The sequence below is a fragment of the Microbacterium sp. 16-032 genome, from assembly GCF_041079455.1.
Classification (GTDB): Bacteria; Actinomycetota; Actinomycetes; order Actinomycetales; family Microbacteriaceae; genus Microbacterium; species Microbacterium testaceum_A.
Genome location: NZ_JBFYGQ010000002.1, coordinates 226,225 through 246,902, shown reverse-complemented (window position 1 = coordinate 246,902; position 20,678 = coordinate 226,225). Strand labels below are relative to the sequence as shown.

Below are 20,678 nucleotides of genomic sequence, written 5' to 3'. Positions count from 1 at the left end.
CATGGCCACCGCACTCATCACGGGAGCGAGCTCCGGCCTCGGCGCCGAGTTCGCCCGCCAGCTCGCCGCACGGGGAGCGGGGCTCGTGCTCGTGGCGCGCGACCGCGCGGCGCTCGTCGAGGTCGCCGAGCAGATCCGCGCGGCGCACGGCGTCGACGTCGAGGTGCTCGCCGCCGATCTGCTCGACGCTGACGCGCTCTCCGTCGTCGAAGAGCGACTGGCCACGGGCGGCATCGACGTGCTCGTCAACAACGCGGGCTTCGGCCTCGACCTGGCCTTCGAGAAGAACGCCATCGACGACGAGGTGCGCCACCTGCGCCTGCACGTCGAAGCGACGATGCGGCTGATGCACGCAGCGCTCCCCGCGATGCTCGAGCGGGGGAGCGGCCGCATCGTCAACGTCGCCTCGGTGGCCGGGTTCGTCCCGCGCGGAACGTACGGGGCCGTGAAGGGGTGGCTCATCTCGTTCAGCCGCTGGGCGAACGTGGTCTACCGCCCGCGCGGGGTCACGGTGACGGCGGTCTGCCCCGGTTTCGTGCACACCGACTTCCACGCCCGCCTCGGGCTGCCGCCGGGGCAGGAGGGCGTGCCGAACGGCATGTGGCTCGACGCCGCGACCGTCGTGCGCGAGGGGCTGCGCGACGCGGCCCGCGGCCGATCGGTCTCGGTCCCGTCGTGGCGCTACAAGATGCTCGTCGGCGCGTCTCGGCTGCTGCCCGACGCGCTGGTGGTCGCGGCGGCGTCCCGCGGGCGCTGACCGCTCGACCGGGAACGGCTCAGCGGAAGCGGCCGAGCCGGATCCCGGCGAGGGCGAGCGCACCGATGGTCTCGCCGTCCGTGACGGTGCCGTCGGCGACGAGGGCGAGCGCCTCGGCGAACGGCACCCACCGGACCGCGTCGATGCCCTCCTCGGACTGCGACTGTGTGGCATCCGTCGTCTTCAGTCCTCTCGCGAGGAAGACGTACTCGGGGGCGTCGGCGACGCCGTTGAGGGCGTTCATCCGGCCGAGGGGGATCCACTCGGATGCCGTGACCCCGCTCTCTTCGAGGAGCTCGCGCTTCGCGGCCACGAGCGGATCCTCGCCGTCGGAACCGCCCGCGGGGATCTCGAGCGAGCGTCCGGTCGTGTACCGCTCCAGTTCGACGAAGCACACGCGCTCGTCATCGTCGAGGGCCACGACGAAGACGGCCGGATGCTGCATCCGCACCACGCCGTAGATGCCGTCGCCGTGGGGACCGGTCACCTCGTCCTCGCGCACGTGGATCCAGCGGTTCTCGTAGACGGTGCGCGACGCGCGGGTGGTCCAGGCCATGACGCCACCCTAGGACGCGGGCCCTGTCACGTGATGTTCACCGGGGCTGTGGACGACGCCGCGGGCGGCACGCCGCGAACCGATATCCTGGGCACATGACGCACTCCGGCAATCCCTTCGGTCAGGTGCTCGTCGCGCTCATCACCCCGATGACCGCCGACGGCGAAGTCGATTGGCCCGCCACCGAGAAGCACATCGACGACGTCATCACCGCCGGAGCCGACGGCATCGTCGTCACCGGCACCACCGGTGAGACCTCGACCCTCACCGACCCCGAGAAGCTGCGTCTCGTCGAGGTCGGCAAGAGCGTGTCCGCCGGTCGCGCGAAGATCATCACGGGCGGTGGCTCGAACGAGACCGCGCACGCGATCGAGCTCTACAAGGCCAGCGAGAAGGCCGGCGCCGACGGCATCATGATCGTCACGCCGTACTACAACAAGCCGACGCAGGCCGGCATCCTGACGCACTTCCGCCTGGTCGCCGACGCGACCGACCTGCCGGTCATCCTTTACGACATCCCCGGCCGCACAGGCGTCCCCATCAAATACGAGACCATCCTGCGTCTGGCCAAGCACCCCAACATCCTCGCGATCAAAGACGCCAAGGGTGACTTCAGCGAGGTCAGCCGCGTGCTGAATCAGACCGACCTCATGTACTTCTCGGGCGACGACGCCAACGTGCTGCCGCACCTGTCGATCGGGGCCTCCGGCCTCATCGGGGTGACCGCCAACATCGCCGCCGCGCCCTACCGCACGATCGTGGATGCCGTGAACTCCGGCGACCTGGCCTCGGCCACCGCCGCGCACAAGGGCCTCGAACCGCTCGTGCGCGCCGTGATGACCCACGTGCCCGGTACGGTCGCCGCGAAGTACATCCTGCACGGCCTCGGCCGCATCGGCAGCCCCCGCGTCCGCCTGCCCCTGGTGGGGCCGGAGGAGTGGGAAGCCGCCGTCATCGAAGACGAGCTGGCCCTCGTGAAGAACGTGGCCGGCGCTGACTTCTCCAACTTCCGCCCCGACCGCAACGCGGCCGCCGGCGGTGCCCTGCCGAAGGTGCACGGCACCACGAGATAAGCATCGGCGTCCGCCGAACCGCGGCCAGGGACGCCATACAGAGGGATGCCGCGAGGCGGCATCCGAGGAGGCTCATATGCCCGCTACCCCGTTCGACCCGCCCGCGCTCGCCGCGGGCACTCTCCGCGTCATCCCGCTCGGCGGTCTGGGCGAAGTCGGTCGCAACATGACCGTCTTCGAGTACGAGGGCAAGCTGCTCGTCGTCGACTGCGGCGTGCTGTTCCCCGAGGAGCACCAGCCGGGCGTCGACCTGATCCTGCCGGACTTCGAGCCCATCAAGCACCGCCTCGACGACATCGTCGGCGTCGTGCTCACGCACGGTCACGAAGACCACATCGGAGCGGTGCCCTACCTGCTCAAGCTCAAGAGCGACATCCCCCTCATCGGCTCGGGCCTCACGCTCGCCCTCATCGAGGCGAAGCTCAAAGAGCACCGCATCCGCCCGTACACGCTGACGGTGAAGGAGGGCCAGCTCGAGAAGGTCGGTCCCTTCGACCTCGAGTTCGTGGCGGTCAACCACTCCATCCCCGACGCGCTCGCCGTCGCGATCCGCACGCCCGCGGGGCTGGTGCTCGCCACCGGCGACTTCAAGATGGACCAGCTGCCGCTGGACGGCCGCATCACCGATCTCCGCGCTTTCGCGCGCCTCGGCGAAGAGGGAGTCGACCTGTTCCTCGTCGACTCGACCAACGCTGACGTCCCCGGTTTCACCCCCACCGAGCGGGCCATCGGCCCCGTGCTCGATCAGGTGATCGCCAAGGCCCCGCGGCGCGTGGTGGTCGCGAGCTTCTCCAGCCACGTGCACCGCGTGCAGCAGGTGCTCGACGCCGCTCACGCGAACGGCCGCCGCGTCGCGCTCCTCGGGCGCAGCATGGTGCGCAACATGGGCATCGCCGCCGACCTCGGCTATCTCAACGTGCCCGACGGCGTGCTGATCGACTACAAGAAGGCGCGCGACCTGCCCGACGACCAGATCGTCTACATGTCGACCGGTTCGCAGGGCGAGCCGATGGCGGTGCTCAGCCGCATGGCCAACCTCGACCACGCGATCGAACCGGGCGAGGGCGACACGATCATCCTGGCATCCAGCCAGATCCCCGGGAACGAGAACGCGATCTACCGCGTGATCGACGGACTCACCAAGCTCGGCGCCACCGTCGTCCACAAGGGCAACGCGAAGGTGCACGTCTCGGGTCACGCCGCCGCCGGCGAGCTGCTGTACTGCTACAACATCCTCAAGCCGAAGAACGTCCTCCCCGTGCACGGCGAGTACCGCCACCTCATGGCCAACGCCAAGCTTGCGCGCGAGACCGGCATCCCCGAAGAGAACACGATCCTCGGCGAGAACGGCACGGTCGTCGACCTGCGCGACGGCGTCGCGAAGGTCGTCGGTCAGGTCGACATCGGCTTCGTCTACGTCGACGGTTCGTCGGTGGGCGAGATCACGGATGCCGACCTCAAGGACCGCCGCATCCTCGGCGAAGAGGGCTTCATCTCGGTCATCGTCGTCGTCGATTCGGCGACCGGCAAGATCGTGTCGGGCCCCGACATCCACGCGCGCGGTGTCGCCGAGGACGACAAGGTGTTCGACAGCGTCAAGCCGAAGATCGCCGCGGCGCTGGCCGAGGCGGCGAAGTCGGGCGTCCGCGACAACCACGCCCTGTCGCAGGTCGTGCGCCGCACGATCGGCCGCTGGGTCAACCAGTCGCTGCGTCGTCGGCCCATGATCGTGCCGATGGTCATCGAGGCCTGACCCTCACGAAGCGCCGCGGGTTCGCCCGCGGCGCTTCGTCGTTCCCGCCCCGCGCTCGCTATCATGCGGGCATGCCCGGTCTCCCGATCCGCGCGGCGCTCCCCTCGGACGGCGCCTTCCTCGCCGACATGACGGTCGAGGCCGCCACGTGGGGAGCCGGCGTCTCACGCCCTCGGCACGAGATCGTCAGCAGTCCCGAGCACCGCCGTTACATCGCGGGGTGGATGCGTCCCGGCGACGCGGGCTTCGTCGCGGAGTCGCCGACCGGCGAGCCCGTGGGAGCGGCCTGGTACCGGATGCTCCCACGCGACGAGCCCGGGTTCGGGTGGATCGGGACCGGGGTACCGGAGCTGATCATCGGCGTGCGTCCGCTCTGGCGCGCGCACGGCACCGGTCGAGCTCTGCTGCAGCGCCTCGTCGACCACGCGCGGGGCCAGGGGTACGCGCGGATCAGTCTGAGCGTCGAGCGCGACAACTACGCGGTGTCGCTCTACCGGTCGGAGGGTTTCGCCGTCGTCCGCAAGGGGATGGGCCGCGACGTCATGGTCAAGCGCCTGGCCTGAAGTCCGCGTCGGTACGCCCGAATGTCGGAGGTGCGGCCTACCGTGGAGGAATGCCTCGTACCTCGTCACCGTCCGGCGGCCGCGCTCCCGCCAAGGGGTCGTCGCGCGCGAAGGCCGCGGCGCCCGCGTCGAAGCGCGCCGCCCCCGCGCCCAAGCGCTACGTCGACGAGCCCGACAAGCCCGCCGCCGCCGTCCGCGCGTGGATGGCCGTGGCCCACGGTGTCGGTGGCATGTTCCGCGCCTTCGGTCCCGAGAACCTCGAGCGCGACCAGCGCCGCGACGGCTTCCCGTTCTTCCTCGTGGTGCTCGCCGCTCTCGGCGCGGTGGTCGAGTGGTTTTTCATCGGAACGGATGCCGCTGCGCTGATCAGTGCCTACAGCTTCGGCGGACTGGTGGGCCGGGTGGCCTTCGTCCTCCCGGTGCTTCTGCTCCTTCTGGCGGGGTGGCTTTTCCGGCATCCGGCCTCCGTGCACGACAACGGGCGTGTGGGCATCGGCTTCGCGCTGTTCATCGTGACGGTGGCGGGTTTCTGTCACGTCGCGGGCGATCGTCCTGCGCCCAACGTCGGCGGTCTGCCGGCGCTCAGTCCCGCCGGCGGTCTCGCCGGCTGGATCATCGGCGAGCCCCTCGCCCTGGTCCTCACGAACATCGGGGCGTACATCGCCCTCTCCGTGCTCGCGGCGCTGAGCATCCTCATCCTCACCAAGACCCCGCCGAACCGCATCGGTCGCCGCCTCGGAGACCTCTACGCGTGGATGTTCGGGGCCGAGCGCGCGGAGCGCGACGACACGGTTGCGACGCAGGTGATGCCCGCCGACGACTCCGACGACGAACCGGCCGAGAAGTCGTTGCCCTGGTGGCGTCGAAACAAGACGGGTCGCGAAGAAGAGACCGACGGATCGCTCGGATCGAACGACCTCACAGAACTGCTGTCGCCCGGAACGCCTCAGGGGGGCTTCGAGTCCGCCGTCGTCGCGCCCGAGCCCACGACGCGCCCGACCCCGCCGCCGCTGCCTCCCGCACCCGACGCCCTGACCGAGGTGTTCGACGCCACGGCTCTCGCCGGTGCCGCGGCGGGCCGTGGCCTGCACGACGACTCGCCCCTCGAGGACGCCGTCGACGACGACCTTCCCGGGATCTCGGGTCTCGGCGGCGACCACGCCGGTGCGCCTCCCGCGGCGAACTACCGTCTTCCCGCGGTGACCGCCCTCGCCGCCGGAACGCCGCCCAAGGCACGTTCCGCCGCGAACGACGCCGTGGTCAAGGCCATCGAGAGCGTCATGGAGCAGTTCAAGGTCGACGCGCGCGTGACCGGGTTCTCGCGCGGTCCGACGGTCACGCAGTACGAGATCGAGGTGGGCCCGGGCGTCAAGGTCGAGCGCATCACCGCCCTGACCAACAACATCGCCTACGCCGTCGCCTCGAACGAGGTCCGCATCCTCGCGCCCATCCCGGGCAAGAGCGCGATCGGTGTCGAGATCCCCAACGCCGACCGCGAGATCGTGACCCTCGGCGACATCCTCCGCTCGGACGCCGCGACCACCTCCACGCACCCGATGACCATCGGCGTCGGCAAAGACGTCGGTGGCGGATTCGTCGTGGCCAACCTCGCGAAGATGCCCCACCTTCTCGTGGCCGGTTCCACGGGTTCGGGTAAGTCGAGCTTCGTGAACTCGATGATCACGAGCCTGCTCATGCGAGCCAAGCCGTCCGACGTGCGCATGGTGCTCATCGACCCCAAGCGCGTCGAGCTGACGTCGTACGCCGGGGTGCCGCACCTCATCACTCCCATCATCACGAACCCCAAGAAGGCCGCCGAGGCCCTGCAGTGGGTCGTGAAAGAGATGGACATGCGGTACGACGACCTCGCGTCGTTCGGTTTCCGCCACATCGACGACTTCAACAAGGCGGTCGTGGCGGGCGAGATCAAGCTGCCGGCGGGCAGTGAGCGGGTGCTCAAGCCGTACCCCTACCTCCTGGTGGTCGTCGACGAGCTCGCCGACCTCATGATGGTCGCCCCGCGCGACGTCGAGGACTCGATCGTGCGCATCACGCAGCTCGCCCGCGCGAGCGGCATCCACCTGGTGCTGGCCACGCAGCGCCCCTCGGTCGACGTCGTAACGGGCCTCATCAAGGCCAACGTGCCTTCGCGCCTGGCCTTCGCGGTGACGAGCGTCACCGACTCGCGCGTCATCCTCGATCAGCCCGGCGCCGATCGACTGATCGGGCAGGGCGACGGGCTCTTCCTGCCGATGGGTGCGTCGAAGGCCCTGCGTGTCCAGGGCGCGTGGGTGAGCGAGCAAGAGATCGAGAAGGTCGTCGCGCACGTCACCCAGCAGGCGCGTCCCGAATATCGATCCGACGTGCAGGCCGCCGCCGAGAAGAAAGAGATCGACGCCGACATCGGTGACGACCTCGAGTTGCTCCTCGCCGCCGCCGAGCTCGTCGTGTCGACCCAGTTCGGTTCGACGTCGATGCTGCAGCGCAAGCTTCGCGTCGGTTTCGCCAAGGCCGGTCGACTCATGGACCTTCTGGAGTCCCGAGAGATCGTCGGACCGTCCGAGGGATCGAAGGCGCGCGACGTCATGGTGACCAATGAGCAGCTCCCCGCGGTCCTCGCTCGACTCCGTGGCGACGATGCACCGCCGGCCGCTACGCCCGACGCTGACGACCGCTATGGCGCCGACCCGATCGAGGCGCAGTTCGAGGGGCTCCCGGTCGTGAACGCCGACGACGACGAGGGCTCCGAAGACGCCTGGCAGCTGACGGGTCGCGACTGATGGCCGTTCACCCGCAGCTGCCCAACGCGATCACCATCGCGCGCATCGTCTGCGCGCCGATCTTCCTCTGGCTTCTCCTCGCGGATGCGGGTGCGGACGGCGGCCTGCGCTGGGCTGCCGCCGTGCTCTTCATCGTGGCGATCGCCACCGACGGCGTCGACGGGTACATCGCCCGCAAGTACGAGATCGTCAGCGATCTGGGAAAGCTGCTGGATCCCATCGCCGACAAGGCCCTGACCGGACTCGCGTTCGTCGGCCTGTCGATCCTCGGTGAGCTTCCGTGGTGGATCACGATCGTCGTCCTCGTGCGCGAGATCGGGATCACCGTCTACCGCTTCCTCGTCGTCAGCGATCACGTGCTGGCCGCCGCCTGGATGGGCAAGCTCAAGACCGTGTTCCAGGCCATCGCCCTGTCGATCGCCCTGATCCCCTTCGCGGCCCTGTCCGACGCCGCGGTATGGCAGTCCACCGTCTGGTGGGCGGGCGTGATCACGATGACGATCGCCGTCGTCCTCACGATTGCCTCCGGGATCGACTACATCGTGACCGAGGTGCGCGCGGCGCAGAAGACGCGGGGATCCCGATGATCGACGGCATCCCCGACGATCTCGACGAGACGCTCGTCCGGACACCGCGAGAGAGCGCCGCTCTCCTGCTGGAGCGTCTGGGGGAGCTGGGGTGGACGATCGGCGTTGCCGAATCCCTGACCGGCGGGCTGGTGGTGTCGTCTCTCGTCGACGTTCCCGGGGCCTCTCGAGCCGTCCGCGGGGGAGTGGTGGCGTACGCGACCGATCTGAAGCACGGACTGCTCGGCGTCGATCAGACGCTGCTCGATGCGCACGGAGCCGTGCACCCCCGCGTCGCGCGACAGATGGCGCGTGGAGTGCGTGACGTCCTCGGCCGCGACGGGGTTCCGACCGATGTGGGGATCGCCACCACGGGAGTCGCGGGACCCGACGAACAGGACGGGCAGCCCGTCGGCACTGTGCACATCGCCGTGTCCACTCCGCTCGGAACGCGCGTGGACTCTCTCGTCATCGCCGGTGACCGCGAACGCATCCGCCGTGAGACCGCGCACCTCGCCATCCGACGCGCGCTGGCGGCGCTCTGATGGCCCCTTCAGAGGCCGTCGTCAAAACCGGGAACAAATGATCGCACATTCCGGTTTCGAGTATCGATTCCCATCCGGTGCACAGCGCGCGGCATTAGGGTGACCATAGAAGGTGTTTCACAGTCGTCCACAGAGGGCGGCGACGGAATCAGCAGTGAGGAGGGCCCCAAAATGATCCTGGTTCGTCAAGAGATCGGCGAAGTCCTGCGTGACCTCCGCCAGCAGAAGGGGCGCACCCTCCGCCAGGTCGCCAGCCGCGCGAGCGTCGCTCTCGGCTACCTCAGCGAGGTCGAACGTGGGCAGAAAGAAGCGTCGAGCGAAATCCTCGCCTCTGTCGCCGAAGCCCTCGACGTCCCCATCTCGACGATCATGCGCGAGGTCGGCGACCGACTCTCGGTCCTCGAGGGCCTGCAGACCTTCCCCGACGTCGTGCCCGACGAGCTCGTCGCATCTGTCGAGCCCGAGCTTTCCCTCCGCTGATCGCCGCGGTTCATGCGGCGTAGCGAATTCGATCGTGCCGTCGACGACGAGTTCGGGCCGCGCGGCGGTTCCCTTCTGACGGACCTCGTGCTGTCTGCCGTGGGCGGACGCACCAGTATCGACGCCCTTGCTGCGGGTGTCGACCCGCGCGACGTGTGGCTGGCGCTGTGCGAAGAAACCGACGTCCCGGCGAACCGTCGTTACGGTGTCGGCCGCCTGGAGCCGCGCCGGTCGTGACCTCCGCGCGCTCGGCTGTCGGCGCGAAGTGTTTCGGTCGTCGCCTCGTTGTGATCGGCGTGTCATCGAACCTACGTTCGATTCGGGCGTAGGCTCCTTCACATCAGGGCTTGTTGCTCGTTCATCCCCATTCGGGGGCTCCTCCGGCGTCAATGTCGGAGGCCCTCCCTAACGTGGAAGACGTCGAACGACACTCTGAACGCCTTGTCGGGCACGACCACCGTCGGTGGGAGGCGCGACAGCCTATAGGCGACCGGAACGCGAGAAGAAAGAAGACGTCATGCCCTCACCCGCAGAGCGCGAAAAGGCCCTCGAGTCCGCGCTGGCTCAGATCGATCGGCAGTTCGGAAAGGGCTCGGTCATGCGACTGGGCAGCGACGACCGTGCGCCCATCGAGACCATCCCCACCGGCTCCGTCGCGCTCGACGTGGCCCTCGGCATCGGCGGTCTGCCTCGCGGCCGCATCATCGAGATCTACGGCCCGGAGTCGTCCGGAAAGACGACCCTCACGCTTCACGCCATCGCCAACGCACAGCGCGCCGGTGGCATCGCGGCGTTCATCGACGCTGAGCACGCTCTCGACCCCGAGTACGCGAAGAAGCTCGGCGTGGACATCGACGCGCTCCTCGTGTCTCAGCCCGACACGGGCGAGCAGGCCCTCGAGATCGCCGACATGCTGATCCGCTCCGGTGCGATCGACCTCGTCGTCATCGACTCGGTCGCCGCCCTCGTCCCCGAGGCCGAGATCAAGGGCGAGATGGGCGATTCGCACGTCGGCCTCCAGGCCCGCCTCATGTCGCAGGCTCTGCGAAAGCTGACCGGTGGGTTGAACACCACGAAGACCACCGCGATCTTCATCAACCAGTTGCGCGAGAAGATCGGTGTCTTCTTCGGTTCCCCCGAGACCACGGCCGGCGGAAAGGCGCTCAAGTTCTACGCGTCGGTGCGCCTCGACATCCGTCGCATCGAGACGCTGAAGGACGGCACCGAGGCCGTGGGTAACCGCACGCGTGTCAAGGTCGTCAAGAACAAGATGGCCCCGCCCTTCAAGCAGGCAGAATTCGACATCCTCTACGGCGTCGGCATCTCGCGCGAGGGGAGCCTCATCGACTTCGGTGTCGAGCACGCCATCGTCAAGAAGTCGGGCGCCTGGTACACCTACGAGGGCGAACAGCTCGGACAGGGCAAAGAGAACGCCCGTAACTTCCTGATCAAGAACCCCGACATCGCCGAAGAGATCGAGACCAAAATCAAGACCAAGATGGGCATCGGCGGTGCGCCCGCGGTCGCTCCGGCGGCGGACGACGAGTTGGCCGCGCGTCGCCCGGCCTGATGATCGACGAGACCTGGGACTCTGATCGTCGTCCCTCTGCGGACGCGGGCGACGATCAGGACCGCGGCCACATGGCCGATGATGTCGAACGCTCAGACGAGCCGAAGAACCCGGGCTCTCCCGATGGGGCGTCCACTCGTTCCGGCACGCTCCGCGTTCTCGGAGAGGCCGATCTCGCTCCGGTCACCCCCCTCTTCGGATCCGCGCCCCGTGCGGATCGCGAACACCCTTCCCGTCGCGGTGCCGTCCACGATGCGGCAGCAACGGGTTCGATCAGCGACGACATCGACGAGCGACCGTCGTCGGTGAGTCGTCCACGGCTCTCCGTCGTGGGCGACCCCGACGAGGGCGTCGAGTCGTCCCCCGACCGAGCGGAAGCCCGCGAACGGGCCGAAGCGGTGCTCTTGCGAAAGTTGCGTTCGCGATCCCTGTCGCTCGCGGAGGCCCGCACCGTGATTCGGGGGGTCGACGACGCCGACGATGCGATCGCGGACGAGCTCATCGATCATTTCGTCGATCTCGGGTATCTCGATGATGCGGCATTCGCCGAGCAACTCGCCATGTCCGCGGTCGAGCGCAAGGGCGAGGGGCGGCGGGCCGTCGCAGAGACGCTGCGTAAGCGAGGGATTCCCCGCGACATCGCCGAAGCGGCTCTCGCCGAGCTGCCCGACGATGACGCGGAACGAGCACTCGATTTCGCCCGTTCGAAGGTTCGCGGCGTCGACGGCGCAGAGTACGATGCCGCTCTGCGCAGACTCGCCGGCCAGCTGGCGCGTCGCGGGTACCCGTCGTCGGTGGCTCTCACGGCTGCGCGAACGGCGCTGGAAGAAGCGGGGATCGGGCGGAGTCGCTCGTTTCCTCGTCCCTCCTCGGGTGTGAGGTTCACGCCGGATCGATGAACACCGGCCCGCCGTGCCGTCGGCACGAGAGCGATCGCGCGCCCCGTCCTCGACTGGCCACGCCCCCGCTTCCGGCGGGGCTCAGCCCTCGCCCAGGTGCCGTTCTTCGTCGAGTGCTCAGGCTCCGCGCGACGCCAGCGCGACGACGCGGCCGAGCTCCCGCCGGGTCGGCGCGCCGACTTTCATCCGAGCCTGGTAGACGTGCGACTCCACGGTGCGGATCGAAAGGAACAGGCGCGCGGCGATCTCACGGTTGGTCAGGCCCTCGCCCGCGAGCAGGGCGATCTCGCGTTCGCGGACGGTGAGTTCGTCGATCGCACCGTTCGACGTCGGCCGGACGGTCGAGGGGACGGCGCTCGTGGTTTCCCGGGGAGCCGACGATTTCGTCGGCGTCCACAGCGCGTGCAGGCGCAGCTCATCAACGGGCAGCCCCTCTTCGTCGCTGGTTCGAGCCGCTGCTCGCCGCACCGCCGACACCGCCAGAGGAAGATCGGTCGTGGCGGCGAGCTGGACCAGCTCGTCGACCTCGTTCTCGTCCGCCTCGCCCAGAGCGACGAGCCGGAACAGATCGCGAATGCGCAGGGCAGCGGCGTTGCGGCCACGCGAGAGCTCGGCGGTCGCTCGTGCGGCCCGTCGCGCCTCGTCGGTACGGCCCTCCGCGGTCAGGACGGTGGTCTCGACGTAGAGGCGACTGCGGACGAGCAGGGGCTCGTTCTCGGTGCGAAGCCGGCTGAGGATCGTGCGTGCCTCGTCGGTCCGACCCGCGGTCGCCAGTTCATCGGCGACGCCCAGCTCGATCATGGTGGCATCCAGCCGTGACACCGCCGAGGGTTCCCGTGACAGAGCGGAAGCGAGCTCTCTCTTCGACTCCGCCGGGCACCCCGCGCCCGCGAAAGCGATGGCGGCGGCCGCCCCCGCGATCGTGAGATCGGCTGCTCCTCCTTCGCGTGCGGTGGTGCTCACCTCCCGGTCCAGGCGCGCCCGGACAGTCGATCCGTCCGCCCCCGCGATCTGATGCGCGGCGAGCATGGACATGAGAGCGATGAGCCGATCGCGAACGGTGACTCCGGCCGGCCGCTGCCGCGCGTCGAGCAGACGTTCGACCCGGCGGAAGAATTTCTGGGCCTCGCCCCATCGCCCGCGGAAAGTCTCCGCCGAGCCGGCGGCGACCAAAGCCCGCACGTGCGCCGCGGGCGAGGCGTCCGGCTCATCGGCGGCAGAGGTCGCGATGTCCGCGGCGCGTGCCCAATCCATGTTCGCGGTTGCGCGGTTCGCGTCGGCGAGAGCCGCCTCGATACGGGAGTCGGCGTCGTCGCCCTTGTCGAGGAGGCCGTCGGCGGAGCCCTCGATCGAGCGTGCCGCGCGCGATCGAGCGAGCCGTCGGAGCGCATCCGCGGATCCGATCTCGCCACGATCATCCGCTGACAGCAGGGGCGCGGGTGTCGCGAGCTCGGCCTCGAGTCGGAGGGCCGGATCGTCCTGCGCGCGCAACCCGCGCGCGGCGTGGGCGGCGGCGTGGGCGCTGTCACCCCGGTCGTTTGCTTCTCGCGCGGCATTCAGTGCGACTCGAGTCCGCAGAGCGGGGGAGTAGGTCAGCTCTCCCGATGCCTCGATTCCCAGCCGGTGCCACCGTTCCGACAGGGTGACGGCGATGGTCGAACTCCACCACTCATCGGCTTCGGCAAGCATTCGGGCGCCCGCCGTGTCGATGAGCGATTCGACGTGCGCATCGCCGAGCTGACGTTGGGCCTCCTGGGCGACCAGATCGTTGACGGTGAGGCGACGATCGACCGATGCGTCGGCGTGTAGAAGGCCGCCGGCGATGAGGGCGGCGACGCTCTCGGCGTCGAACAGTCGTGTCGCGACGGCGAACTCGAGGTGAGGCAGGCGACGGATGCCGGCGAGGCATTCGAGATCGACGCGAGGAAAGTCGGCGACGTGCCGCGCGAGCGTGATCGCCAGCCTGCTGTCCCGGGCGATGACGCGCAGGGCCGTGAGGGGATCGCGTCCCGCGCGAGCAGCGCTCGTCGACTCGATGATCAGCTGTCGGAGCAGTGTCCGCGACCCGTCCGCTCGCCAGACAATCCCCGCGCGGGTCGCGCTGTCGAGCAGCTCGGCACCCGGGAAGAGCTCGATCATGGCGAGGGCGTCGTCGTCGCTCAGCTCGGAGAGGTCGATTCGGCGCGCGAGACCGTCGAGCCAGAGGTCGAGGACGGTGCGACGGACGACGGCGGAGTCATCGGGTCTGTCGATCGAGCGCGGCCGGGCCGTGCGCAGGCCGATGACCGCGGTGACGCGACGAGCGGCGATCCCTCGGGCGAGTGCCCGAGTCGACTGGACATCGAGGGAATCGACGTCGTCGACCACGACCACGCCCTCGACGGTGGCCGTCGTGGGCTCGTCACGGAAGGATCGGAGCTCTGGGCATCCCGAGGCATCGAACGCCCCGAAGTCGACGGCGGACAGCGCGCACGACGTCCGCAACTCGACGGCCAGCTGCCCGTGTCGCTCCAGCTCGGCGGCGATCGTCCGCAGCAGATAACTCCGCCCGCTCCCGCGCGGCCCCGCGATGACGAGGGACGCACCCCCTCGGGCTCGTTCCGCCAGTATCTCGGCATCCCGGTCCGCTCCGACAAGTCCTCTCGACCACTTCGTCGAACGGTCTTCCCCCATGCTCTTCTCCCCCCGGAGACCGGCCGCAGACCTCGCGGACGGTGACGTGTCCCCCAAAATACCGACATGGGGCGCACTCGATCAGCCGATTTGCGCACCCTTTGACCCATAATGCGTCAAAAGGTGCGCGCCATGCGGACCGAGCATTTCAGCGCTCCGTCGGTCGACGCAAGGGCGGCGTTTAGACTTGCTCGCATCATGACCACCCCCGTTTCGACCCCGACCCTGATCGCGCCGTCCGCCGCCGCGCAGGGCGCCGCAGGGCCTCGCACCTACGAAGTGCGCACCTTCGGGTGCCAGATGAACGTGCACGATTCCGAGCGCCTGTCGGGCTCGCTCGAGAGCGCCGGGTACGTCCGGGCCGATGCCGGCACCGAAGCCGATGTCGTCGTGATCAACACGTGCGCCGTGCGCGACAACGCCGCCGGCAAGCTCTACGGAACGCTCGGCCACCTCAAGTCGCGCAAGGACGCGCGCGCGGGCATGCAAATCGCCGTCGGCGGCTGCCTGGCGCAGATGGACAAGGACGCCGTCCAGCAGAAGGCCCCCTGGGTCGACGTGGTGTTCGGCACGCACAACATGGGCTCGCTTCCCGGCATGCTCGAGCGCGCGCGCCACAACGGCGAGGCCGAACTGGAGATCCTCGAGTCGCTCGAGATCTTCCCCTCCACCCTCCCGACCAAGCGCGACTCCGTCCACAGCGGCTGGGTCTCGATCTCGGTCGGCTGCAACAACACGTGCACGTTCTGCATCGTGCCGAGCCTGCGCGGCAAAGAGAAGGACCGCCGCCCCGGCGACATCCTGAACGAGATCCGCCTGCTCGTCGACGACGGGGCGATCGAGGTCACCCTTCTCGGTCAGAACGTCAACTCGTACGGCGTCGAGTTCGGTGACCGCCTCGCCTTCGGCAAACTGCTACGCGCCGCGGGCGAGATCCAGGGGCTCGAGCGCATCCGCTTCACGAGCCCCCACCCCGCCGCCTTCACCGATGACGTGATCGCCGCGATGGCCGAGACCCCGGCCGTCATGCCCCAGTTGCACATGCCGCTGCAGTCGGGCTCCGACCGCATCCTCAAGGCGATGCGCCGCTCGTACCGCAGCGAGAAGTTCCTCGGCATCCTGGATCGGGTGCGCGAGCGCATCCCGAACGCCGCGATCACCACCGACATCATCGTCGGCTTCCCCGGTGAGACCGAGGAGGACTTCCAAGAGACGCTGCGCGTCGTCGAGGCCTCGCGTTTCTCGAGCGCTTTCACGTTCCAGTACTCGATCCGCGAGGGGACTCCCGCGGCGACGATGGCCGACCAGGTGCCCAAGGCCGTCGTGCAGGAGCGCTACGAGCGACTGACCGCTCTGCAGGATCGGATCGCGGCGGAAGAGAACCAGAAGCAGCTCGGTCGCACACTCGAGGTGCTCGTCTCCGCGGGCGAGGGCAAGAAGGACGCCGAGACGCACCGCCTCACCGGTCGCGCCGAAGACAACCGCCTCGTGCACTTCGAACTGCCGAAGGATTCGGCTGTCCCGCGCCCGGGCGACGTGGTCTCGGTCACCGTGACCCACGCGGCTCCCTTCCACCTGCTCGCCGACGCACCCGACGGGGCTCCGCTGCGCATCCGCCGCACCCGCGCGGGCGACGCGTGGGACCGTTCGCAGGCGGAGTCGTGCGGCGTGCCCGCTCCGGCGGGCGAGTCCGGTGCTCCGCGCGCGGTCTCTCTCGGCCTGCCCACGCTGCGCGTCGGCGTGTGACCGGCCCGGCCCTCTGGGCCGTCGTCGGCGCCACCGGCACCGGCAAGACGGGTCTGTCGCTCGACCTCGCCGAAGCCCTGTCCGCACGGGGCCGGCCCGCCGAGATCGTCAACGCCGATGCCATGCAGCTGTACCGCGGCATGGACATCGGGACGGCCAAGCTTCCCGAGGGTGAGCGGCGCGGCATCCCGCACCATCTCTTCGACGCGCTCGCGGTGACCGACGAGGCCGCGGTGGCCTGGTATCAGGATGCCGCGCGCGCGGCGATCCGCGGGATCAACGGTCGCGGCGCCGACGCGATCCTCGTCGGCGGGTCGGGGCTGTACGTTTCGAGCGTGCTGTGGGACTTCCGCTTCCCGCCGCGCGACGAGGCTCTGCGCGCCGCGCTCGAACGCGAGCTCGACGAGCGCGGACCGGGTGCGCTCTACGCGCGCCTGCGGGAAGAGGATCCGGATGCCGCTGAGCGCATCGATCCGCGCAACGGGCGTCGCGTCGTGCGCGCGCTCGAGGTCTTGGCGCAGGGCGGTGAGACGCACGGCGGTGCTCTTCCCGAGGCACCGGAGCTCTGGCATCCGCGGACTCGGATCATCGCCACCGCGATCGAGCGAGCCGAGCTCGTCGACCTTCTGGATGCCCGCGTGGAGGGGATGTGGGCAGCCGGTCTCGTCGCCGAGGTCGAGGCCCTGATCCCGGCCGGGCTCGAGCGCGGTGTCACCGCCGGTCGCGCGATCGGGTACGCGCAGGCGCTGAAGCAGCTCCGCGGCGAGGTCACCCGCGACGAGGCGATCGCCGAGACCCAGGCCCTCACGCGCCGCTACGCGCGCCGCCAGGTGTCGTGGTTCCGGCGCTACGCCGAGGCCGAGTGGGTCGACGCACGGACGGTGGATGCCGGCATGCTGGCATCCCGATCGGAGGAACGCCCATGACGGTCGACATCCGCGCCTTCGCGCTCGACGATGAGGACGCCGTCGTCGCCCTCTGGGAGGAGGCGGGCCTCACGCGCCCGTGGAACGACCCGCGCGCCGATATCCGGCGCAAGCTCACCGTGCAGCCGGAGCTGTTCCTCGTCGCAGTCGAGGGGGAGCGGGTGGTCGGCAGCGTCATGGCGGGCTACGACGGCCACCGCGGCTGGCTGTACTACCTCGCGACCGCCGCCTCGCACCGCGGGCAGGGGATCGGGCGTCGCCTCGTGGCGGAGGCCGAACGACTGCTCGGGGCGATGGGCTGCCCCAAGGTGCAGCTCATGGTGCGTCCCGACAACACCGGCGCTCGGGGCTTCTACGACGAGCTCGGGTACGAGCCCTTCGACACCTGGGCGACCGGCCGCCGGCTCATCGTCGACGGGCCCGGAGGCCCTTCGTCCTCGGCGTGAGCGGGATCGTCAGTCGCGGATGCACTCGCACCGCGAGTCTCGCTGCCACCCGACCGTAGACTCGACGCATGGCGACTCTCCCGTTCACCAAGGGCCACGGAACCGGCAACGACTTCGTGGTGATCGCCGACCCCGACGGCGAGCTCGACCTCTCCGACGCACAGATCTCCGCCCTGTGCGACCGCCACTTCGGCATCGGCGCCGACGGACTGCTGCGCGTGGTGCGCTCGCGCGCCATCGACGAGGGGGCGGATGCCGCGGCATCCGGGGCCGAGTGGTTCATGGACTACCGCAACGCCGACGGTTCGAAGGCCGAGATGTGCGGCAACGGAACGCGGGTCTTCGCGCGCTACCTGAGCGACACCGGACTCGCCTCGCTCGAGGGAGGTTTGCGCATCGGCACGCGCGCGGGCATCAAGACGCTGACACGCAGCGATCGCGGCTACGAGGTCGATCTGGGCGAATTCGCGATCGAGCCCGGCGAGACGCTCGTGCGCGCGAAGGGCCTGCCGGTCGCCCGTCCCGGCATCGGCGTCGACGTGGGCAACCCGCACGTCGTGGTCGCGCTGTCGTCCGACGCCGAGCTCGAGGGCCTCGATCTCGCCTATCAGCCGGTGCTCGACCCGGCGCCGCGTCACGGCGCGAACGTCGAGTTCGTCGTCCCCGCCGACCCGCTCGTGCGCGACGGCGTCGGAGCGATCCGCCTGCGCGTGTTCGAACGCGGCGTGGGCGAGACACTGAGTTGCGGGACCGGAGTGGCGGCAGCGGCCCTGGCCGTTCGCCATTGGGCGGGCGCCGCCGCCCCCGACTCCTGGGTCGTCGACACTCCGGGCGGCACGCTGGGCGTGCGCGTCACCGATGGCCGGGTCCACCTTTCGGGCCCTGCCTCGCTGGTGTTCACCGGCGAGGTCGCACTCGCCTGACGAGGGCGCAGAGCGGGGACGGACCGTCGGTTGCCGCCGGCGGACCGGGGTAGGCCCTCTTCAGTGGACCGCGATCAGCACCCACACGAGCGCGCGATCTCGCGTCGGGCGGGCGATGCCGGCATCCGGAGTCCCCGTGCCGGGCGCGTCTCAGGAGACGATGTCGATCAGCTCGCTCGGCGGCGAGCCGTGCTTGCGCACCCGCAGCACGCGGAATCCCCGACCGGTGGCGGCACGCTGCACGCTGTACCCCTCGGGGAACGTGGCGGCGAGCCAGCGCTGCAGGGAGTCCGAACCGAGGTTGCGCTGGACGACGAACCACCCGTCACTGCGTTCCGACAGGCGGGGGATCCAGTGCTGCAGCATGCCGTGCAGCTCGGACTTGCCGACGCGGATGGGCGGGTTCGAGCGGATGGTGCGGAAGGTGACGTCCTCGGGAACATCCTCCGGACGCACGGCGTTGATGTTGGTGAGGCCGAGGGACTCCGCGTTCCGCCTCACGAGATCGAGAGCACGCTCGTTGACGTCGACCGCCCACACGGTCGCGTGCGGTGACGCGAGCGCCAGCGACAGCGAGATCGGACCCCACCCGCACCCCAGGTCGAGGAAGTTCCCACCGGCGGGAGGGGGCGGGGTGTTCGCGAGCAGCACCGAGGTGCCGGCATCCACGTGGTCGGGACTGAAGACGCCGCCGGCCGTGACCACCTCGAGCTCGCGACCGGCCAGCGTCACGCGAAGGTGGCGGAGCTGCTCGGGACTCGACGGCGACGCGCTGAAGTAGTGCTCGCTCCCCATCACGTCAGGATATCGGACCGGCCCCCTGGGTGCTGGGCCGGATAAAGTGCCAGAACACGCGGAAACTGCCGCGACGAAAGGAACACATGACCGAACAGACCACACCCCCGAGCACGGACGCGTCTCCGGTGGATCCGGTGGACCGCGTGCTCTCGCGCGCCGAAGCGCACCGCGGGGTCCGGGTCTTCGGTGCGGCACAGGCTCTGCAGGACGCCACGACCGCGTACGGCGGCGACGCCGACGGCGATCAGTGGGACCGCGAAGAACGCGCGGCGCTGCGCCGCGTCGCGGGCCTGTCCACCGAGCTCGAGGACGTCACCGAGGTCGAGTACCGACAGTTGCGCCTCGAGAACGTCGTCCTCGTCGGCGTGCACCCGCAGGGGGAGCAGGCGGATGCCGAGAACTCGCTGCGCGAGCTGTCGGCTCTTGCCGAGACGGCCGGTGCCGTCGTGCTCGACGGCGTGCTGCAGCGGCGCCCGCACCCCGACCCCGCGACCTACGTCGGTCGCGGCAAGGCCGCCGAGCTGCGCGACATCGTCGCCGCCGTCGGCGCCGACACGGTGATCGCCGACACGGAACTCGCTCCCAGCCAGCGCCGTGCGCTGGAGGACGTCGTCAAGGTCAAGGTGATCGACCGAACCACGGTGATCCTCGACATCTTCAGCCAGCACGCCAAGAGCCGCGAGGGCAAGGCGCAGGTCGAACTCGCGCAGCTCGAATACCTCCTCCCGCGTCTGCGCGGGTGGGGTGACTCGATGTCGCGTCAGGCCGGTGGCCAGGTCGGTGCCGGCGGTGCCGGTATGGGCTCGCGCGGTCCCGGTGAGACGAAGATCGAGCTCGACCGTCGTCGCATCCGCACCAAGATGGCGCTGTTGCGCAAGCAGCTGCGCGACTTCGCCCCCGCCCGTGAGGCGAAGCGGGCCGAGCGCAAACGTCACACGATCCCGTCGGTGGCCATCGCCGGGTACACGAACGCCGGCAAGTCGAGCCTGTTGAACCGCCTCACCAGCGCCGGGGTGCTCGTCGAGAACGCGCTCTTCGCGACCCTGGATGCCACGGTCCGCCGCTCCGAGACCAGTGACGGCCGCGTCTACACGCTGACCGACACCGTCGGCTTCGTTCGGAACCTTCCGCACCAGCTGGTCGAGGCGTTCCGGTCGACGCTCGAGGAGGTCGGCGACGCCGACGTCATCCTGCACGTCGTCGACGCCTCGCACCCCGATCCGGCCGCGCAGCTCATGACGGTGCGCGACGTGATGGGCGACGTCGATGCGAACTTCGGTCAGGAGATCGTCGTCTTCAACAAGGCCGACCTCGTCGGCGAAGATGACCGCCTCGTCCTGCGGGGTCTCGCCCCCAACGCGAAGTTCGTGTCGTCCCGTACGGGCGAGGGCATCGACGAGCTGCGTGCAGCGATCGAGGACGCACTGCCCCTGCCGGCCGTCGAGGTGCAGGCCGTCGTCCCGTACGACCGCGGCGACCTCGTGTCGGCCGTGCACGAGAGCGGGCTCATCGTCGCGCAGGAGCACCGCGAGAGCGGGACGTTCCTGCACGCGCACGTGGGCGCTCGTCTCGCGGCCGAGCTCGCACCGTTCGGAGCCTGAAACCCTCGTGAGGGCCCCGTCGA

At 69.6% G+C, this 20,678-nt stretch carries 19 protein-coding genes; 16 read left to right on the top strand and 3 right to left on the bottom strand.

All coding sequences use genetic code 11. The annotated features are described in order from the left end of the window. The first annotated feature begins 1 nt into the window (after nt 1). The gene (locus AB6V31_RS04830) at nt 2-757 is read left to right on the top strand and encodes an SDR family NAD(P)-dependent oxidoreductase (protein WP_369364401.1); all 756 of its coding nucleotides are present in this window, start codon (nt 2-4) and stop codon (nt 755-757) included. Nucleotides 758-776: 19 nt separating this feature from the next. Here AB6V31_RS04830 and AB6V31_RS04825 read toward each other — a convergent pair whose 3' ends face one another. Then, nucleotides 777-1,313, bottom strand: a complete 537-nt coding sequence (locus AB6V31_RS04825; RefSeq protein WP_369364399.1) for an NUDIX domain-containing protein — start codon at nt 1,311-1,313, stop codon at nt 777-779. 95 nt (nt 1,314-1,408) lie between these two features. On the opposite strand from AB6V31_RS04825, the gene dapA reads away from it, so the two are divergent. The 10 genes from dapA (at nt 1,409) to AB6V31_RS04775 (ending at nt 11,542) form a co-directional block, all read left to right on the top strand. Then, on the top strand, nt 1,409-2,386 hold the full coding sequence (gene dapA, locus AB6V31_RS04820; protein ID WP_056227377.1) for a 4-hydroxy-tetrahydrodipicolinate synthase: 978 nt from the start codon (nt 1,409-1,411) through the stop codon (nt 2,384-2,386). Between the two features lie 76 nt (nt 2,387-2,462). Next, the gene (locus AB6V31_RS04815; RefSeq protein ID WP_056227381.1) at nt 2,463-4,139 is read left to right on the top strand and encodes a ribonuclease J; all 1,677 of its coding nucleotides are present in this window, start codon (nt 2,463-2,465) and stop codon (nt 4,137-4,139) included. A 71-nt stretch (nt 4,140-4,210) separates the two neighbouring features. Further along, nucleotides 4,211-4,702, top strand: coding sequence for an N-acetyltransferase family protein (locus AB6V31_RS04810; RefSeq protein ID WP_369364397.1), 492 nt, complete (start codon nt 4,211-4,213; stop codon nt 4,700-4,702). 50 nt (nt 4,703-4,752) lie between these two features. Continuing rightward, complete coding sequence (locus AB6V31_RS04805; protein ID WP_369364395.1) at nt 4,753-7,482, top strand: DNA translocase FtsK 4TM domain-containing protein; 2,730 nt, start codon at nt 4,753-4,755, stop codon at nt 7,480-7,482. Beyond that, nucleotides 7,482-8,069: a CDP-diacylglycerol--glycerol-3-phosphate 3-phosphatidyltransferase gene (gene pgsA / locus AB6V31_RS04800; protein ID WP_074694238.1), complete on the top strand. Its 588-nt coding sequence runs from the start codon at nt 7,482-7,484 to the stop codon at nt 8,067-8,069. The genes AB6V31_RS04805 and pgsA overlap by 1 nt, the downstream gene beginning before the upstream one ends. Further along, on the top strand, nt 8,066-8,593 hold the full coding sequence (locus AB6V31_RS04795; protein ID WP_144782061.1) for a CinA family protein: 528 nt from the start codon (nt 8,066-8,068) through the stop codon (nt 8,591-8,593). The genes pgsA and AB6V31_RS04795 overlap by 4 nt, the downstream gene beginning before the upstream one ends. A 171-nt stretch (nt 8,594-8,764) precedes the next feature. Beyond that, nucleotides 8,765-9,073, top strand: coding sequence for a helix-turn-helix domain-containing protein (locus AB6V31_RS04790; RefSeq protein ID WP_055835145.1), 309 nt, complete (start codon nt 8,765-8,767; stop codon nt 9,071-9,073). Nucleotides 9,074-9,085: 12 nt separating this feature from the next. Continuing rightward, nucleotides 9,086-9,310, top strand: a complete 225-nt coding sequence (locus AB6V31_RS04785) for a DUF3046 domain-containing protein (protein WP_144782060.1) — start codon at nt 9,086-9,088, stop codon at nt 9,308-9,310. A gap of 280 nt (nt 9,311-9,590) precedes the next feature. Continuing rightward, entirely contained in the window at nt 9,591-10,643 is a 1,053-nt protein-coding gene (recA, locus tag AB6V31_RS04780) for a recombinase RecA (RefSeq protein WP_056227400.1), read from the top strand. Beyond that, the gene (locus AB6V31_RS04775; protein ID WP_369364392.1) at nt 10,643-11,542 is read left to right on the top strand and encodes a regulatory protein RecX; all 900 of its coding nucleotides are present in this window, start codon (nt 10,643-10,645) and stop codon (nt 11,540-11,542) included. The genes recA and AB6V31_RS04775 overlap by 1 nt, the downstream gene beginning before the upstream one ends. Nucleotides 11,543-11,659: 117 nt before the next feature. Here AB6V31_RS04775 and AB6V31_RS04770 read toward each other — a convergent pair whose 3' ends face one another. After that, complete coding sequence (locus AB6V31_RS04770) at nt 11,660-14,215, bottom strand: LuxR C-terminal-related transcriptional regulator (protein WP_369364391.1); 2,556 nt, start codon at nt 14,213-14,215, stop codon at nt 11,660-11,662. A gap of 198 nt (nt 14,216-14,413) precedes the next feature. On the opposite strand from AB6V31_RS04770, the gene miaB reads away from it, so the two are divergent. The 4 genes from miaB to dapF all read left to right on the top strand — a co-directional run bounded on the left by miaB (nt 14,414) and on the right by dapF (nt 18,256). Continuing rightward, nucleotides 14,414-15,961: a tRNA (N6-isopentenyl adenosine(37)-C2)-methylthiotransferase MiaB gene (miaB, locus tag AB6V31_RS04765; protein ID WP_369364389.1), complete on the top strand. Its 1,548-nt coding sequence runs from the start codon at nt 14,414-14,416 to the stop codon at nt 15,959-15,961. Then, on the top strand, nt 15,958-16,887 hold the full coding sequence (gene miaA, locus AB6V31_RS04760; RefSeq protein ID WP_369364388.1) for a tRNA (adenosine(37)-N6)-dimethylallyltransferase MiaA: 930 nt from the start codon (nt 15,958-15,960) through the stop codon (nt 16,885-16,887). The genes miaB and miaA overlap by 4 nt, the downstream gene beginning before the upstream one ends. After that, nucleotides 16,884-17,333, top strand: coding sequence for a GNAT family acetyltransferase (locus tag AB6V31_RS04755; protein WP_369364386.1), 450 nt, complete (start codon nt 16,884-16,886; stop codon nt 17,331-17,333). The genes miaA and AB6V31_RS04755 overlap by 4 nt, the downstream gene beginning before the upstream one ends. Before the next feature lie 68 nt (nt 17,334-17,401). Then, nucleotides 17,402-18,256 carry a diaminopimelate epimerase gene (gene dapF, locus AB6V31_RS04750; RefSeq protein WP_369364384.1) on the top strand — a complete coding sequence of 285 codons (855 nt, stop codon included), beginning with the start codon at nt 17,402-17,404 and terminating at the stop codon, nt 18,254-18,256. A 150-nt stretch (nt 18,257-18,406) separates the two neighbouring features. Here dapF and AB6V31_RS04745 read toward each other — a convergent pair whose 3' ends face one another. Further along, complete coding sequence (locus tag AB6V31_RS04745; protein ID WP_074694244.1) at nt 18,407-19,051, bottom strand: class I SAM-dependent methyltransferase; 645 nt, start codon at nt 19,049-19,051, stop codon at nt 18,407-18,409. An 86-nt stretch (nt 19,052-19,137) separates the two neighbouring features. On the opposite strand from AB6V31_RS04745, the gene hflX reads away from it, so the two are divergent. Next, the gene (gene hflX / locus AB6V31_RS04740) at nt 19,138-20,655 is read left to right on the top strand and encodes a GTPase HflX (RefSeq protein WP_056227420.1); all 1,518 of its coding nucleotides are present in this window, start codon (nt 19,138-19,140) and stop codon (nt 20,653-20,655) included. The last annotated feature ends 23 nt before the right edge of the window (nt 20,656-20,678 follow it).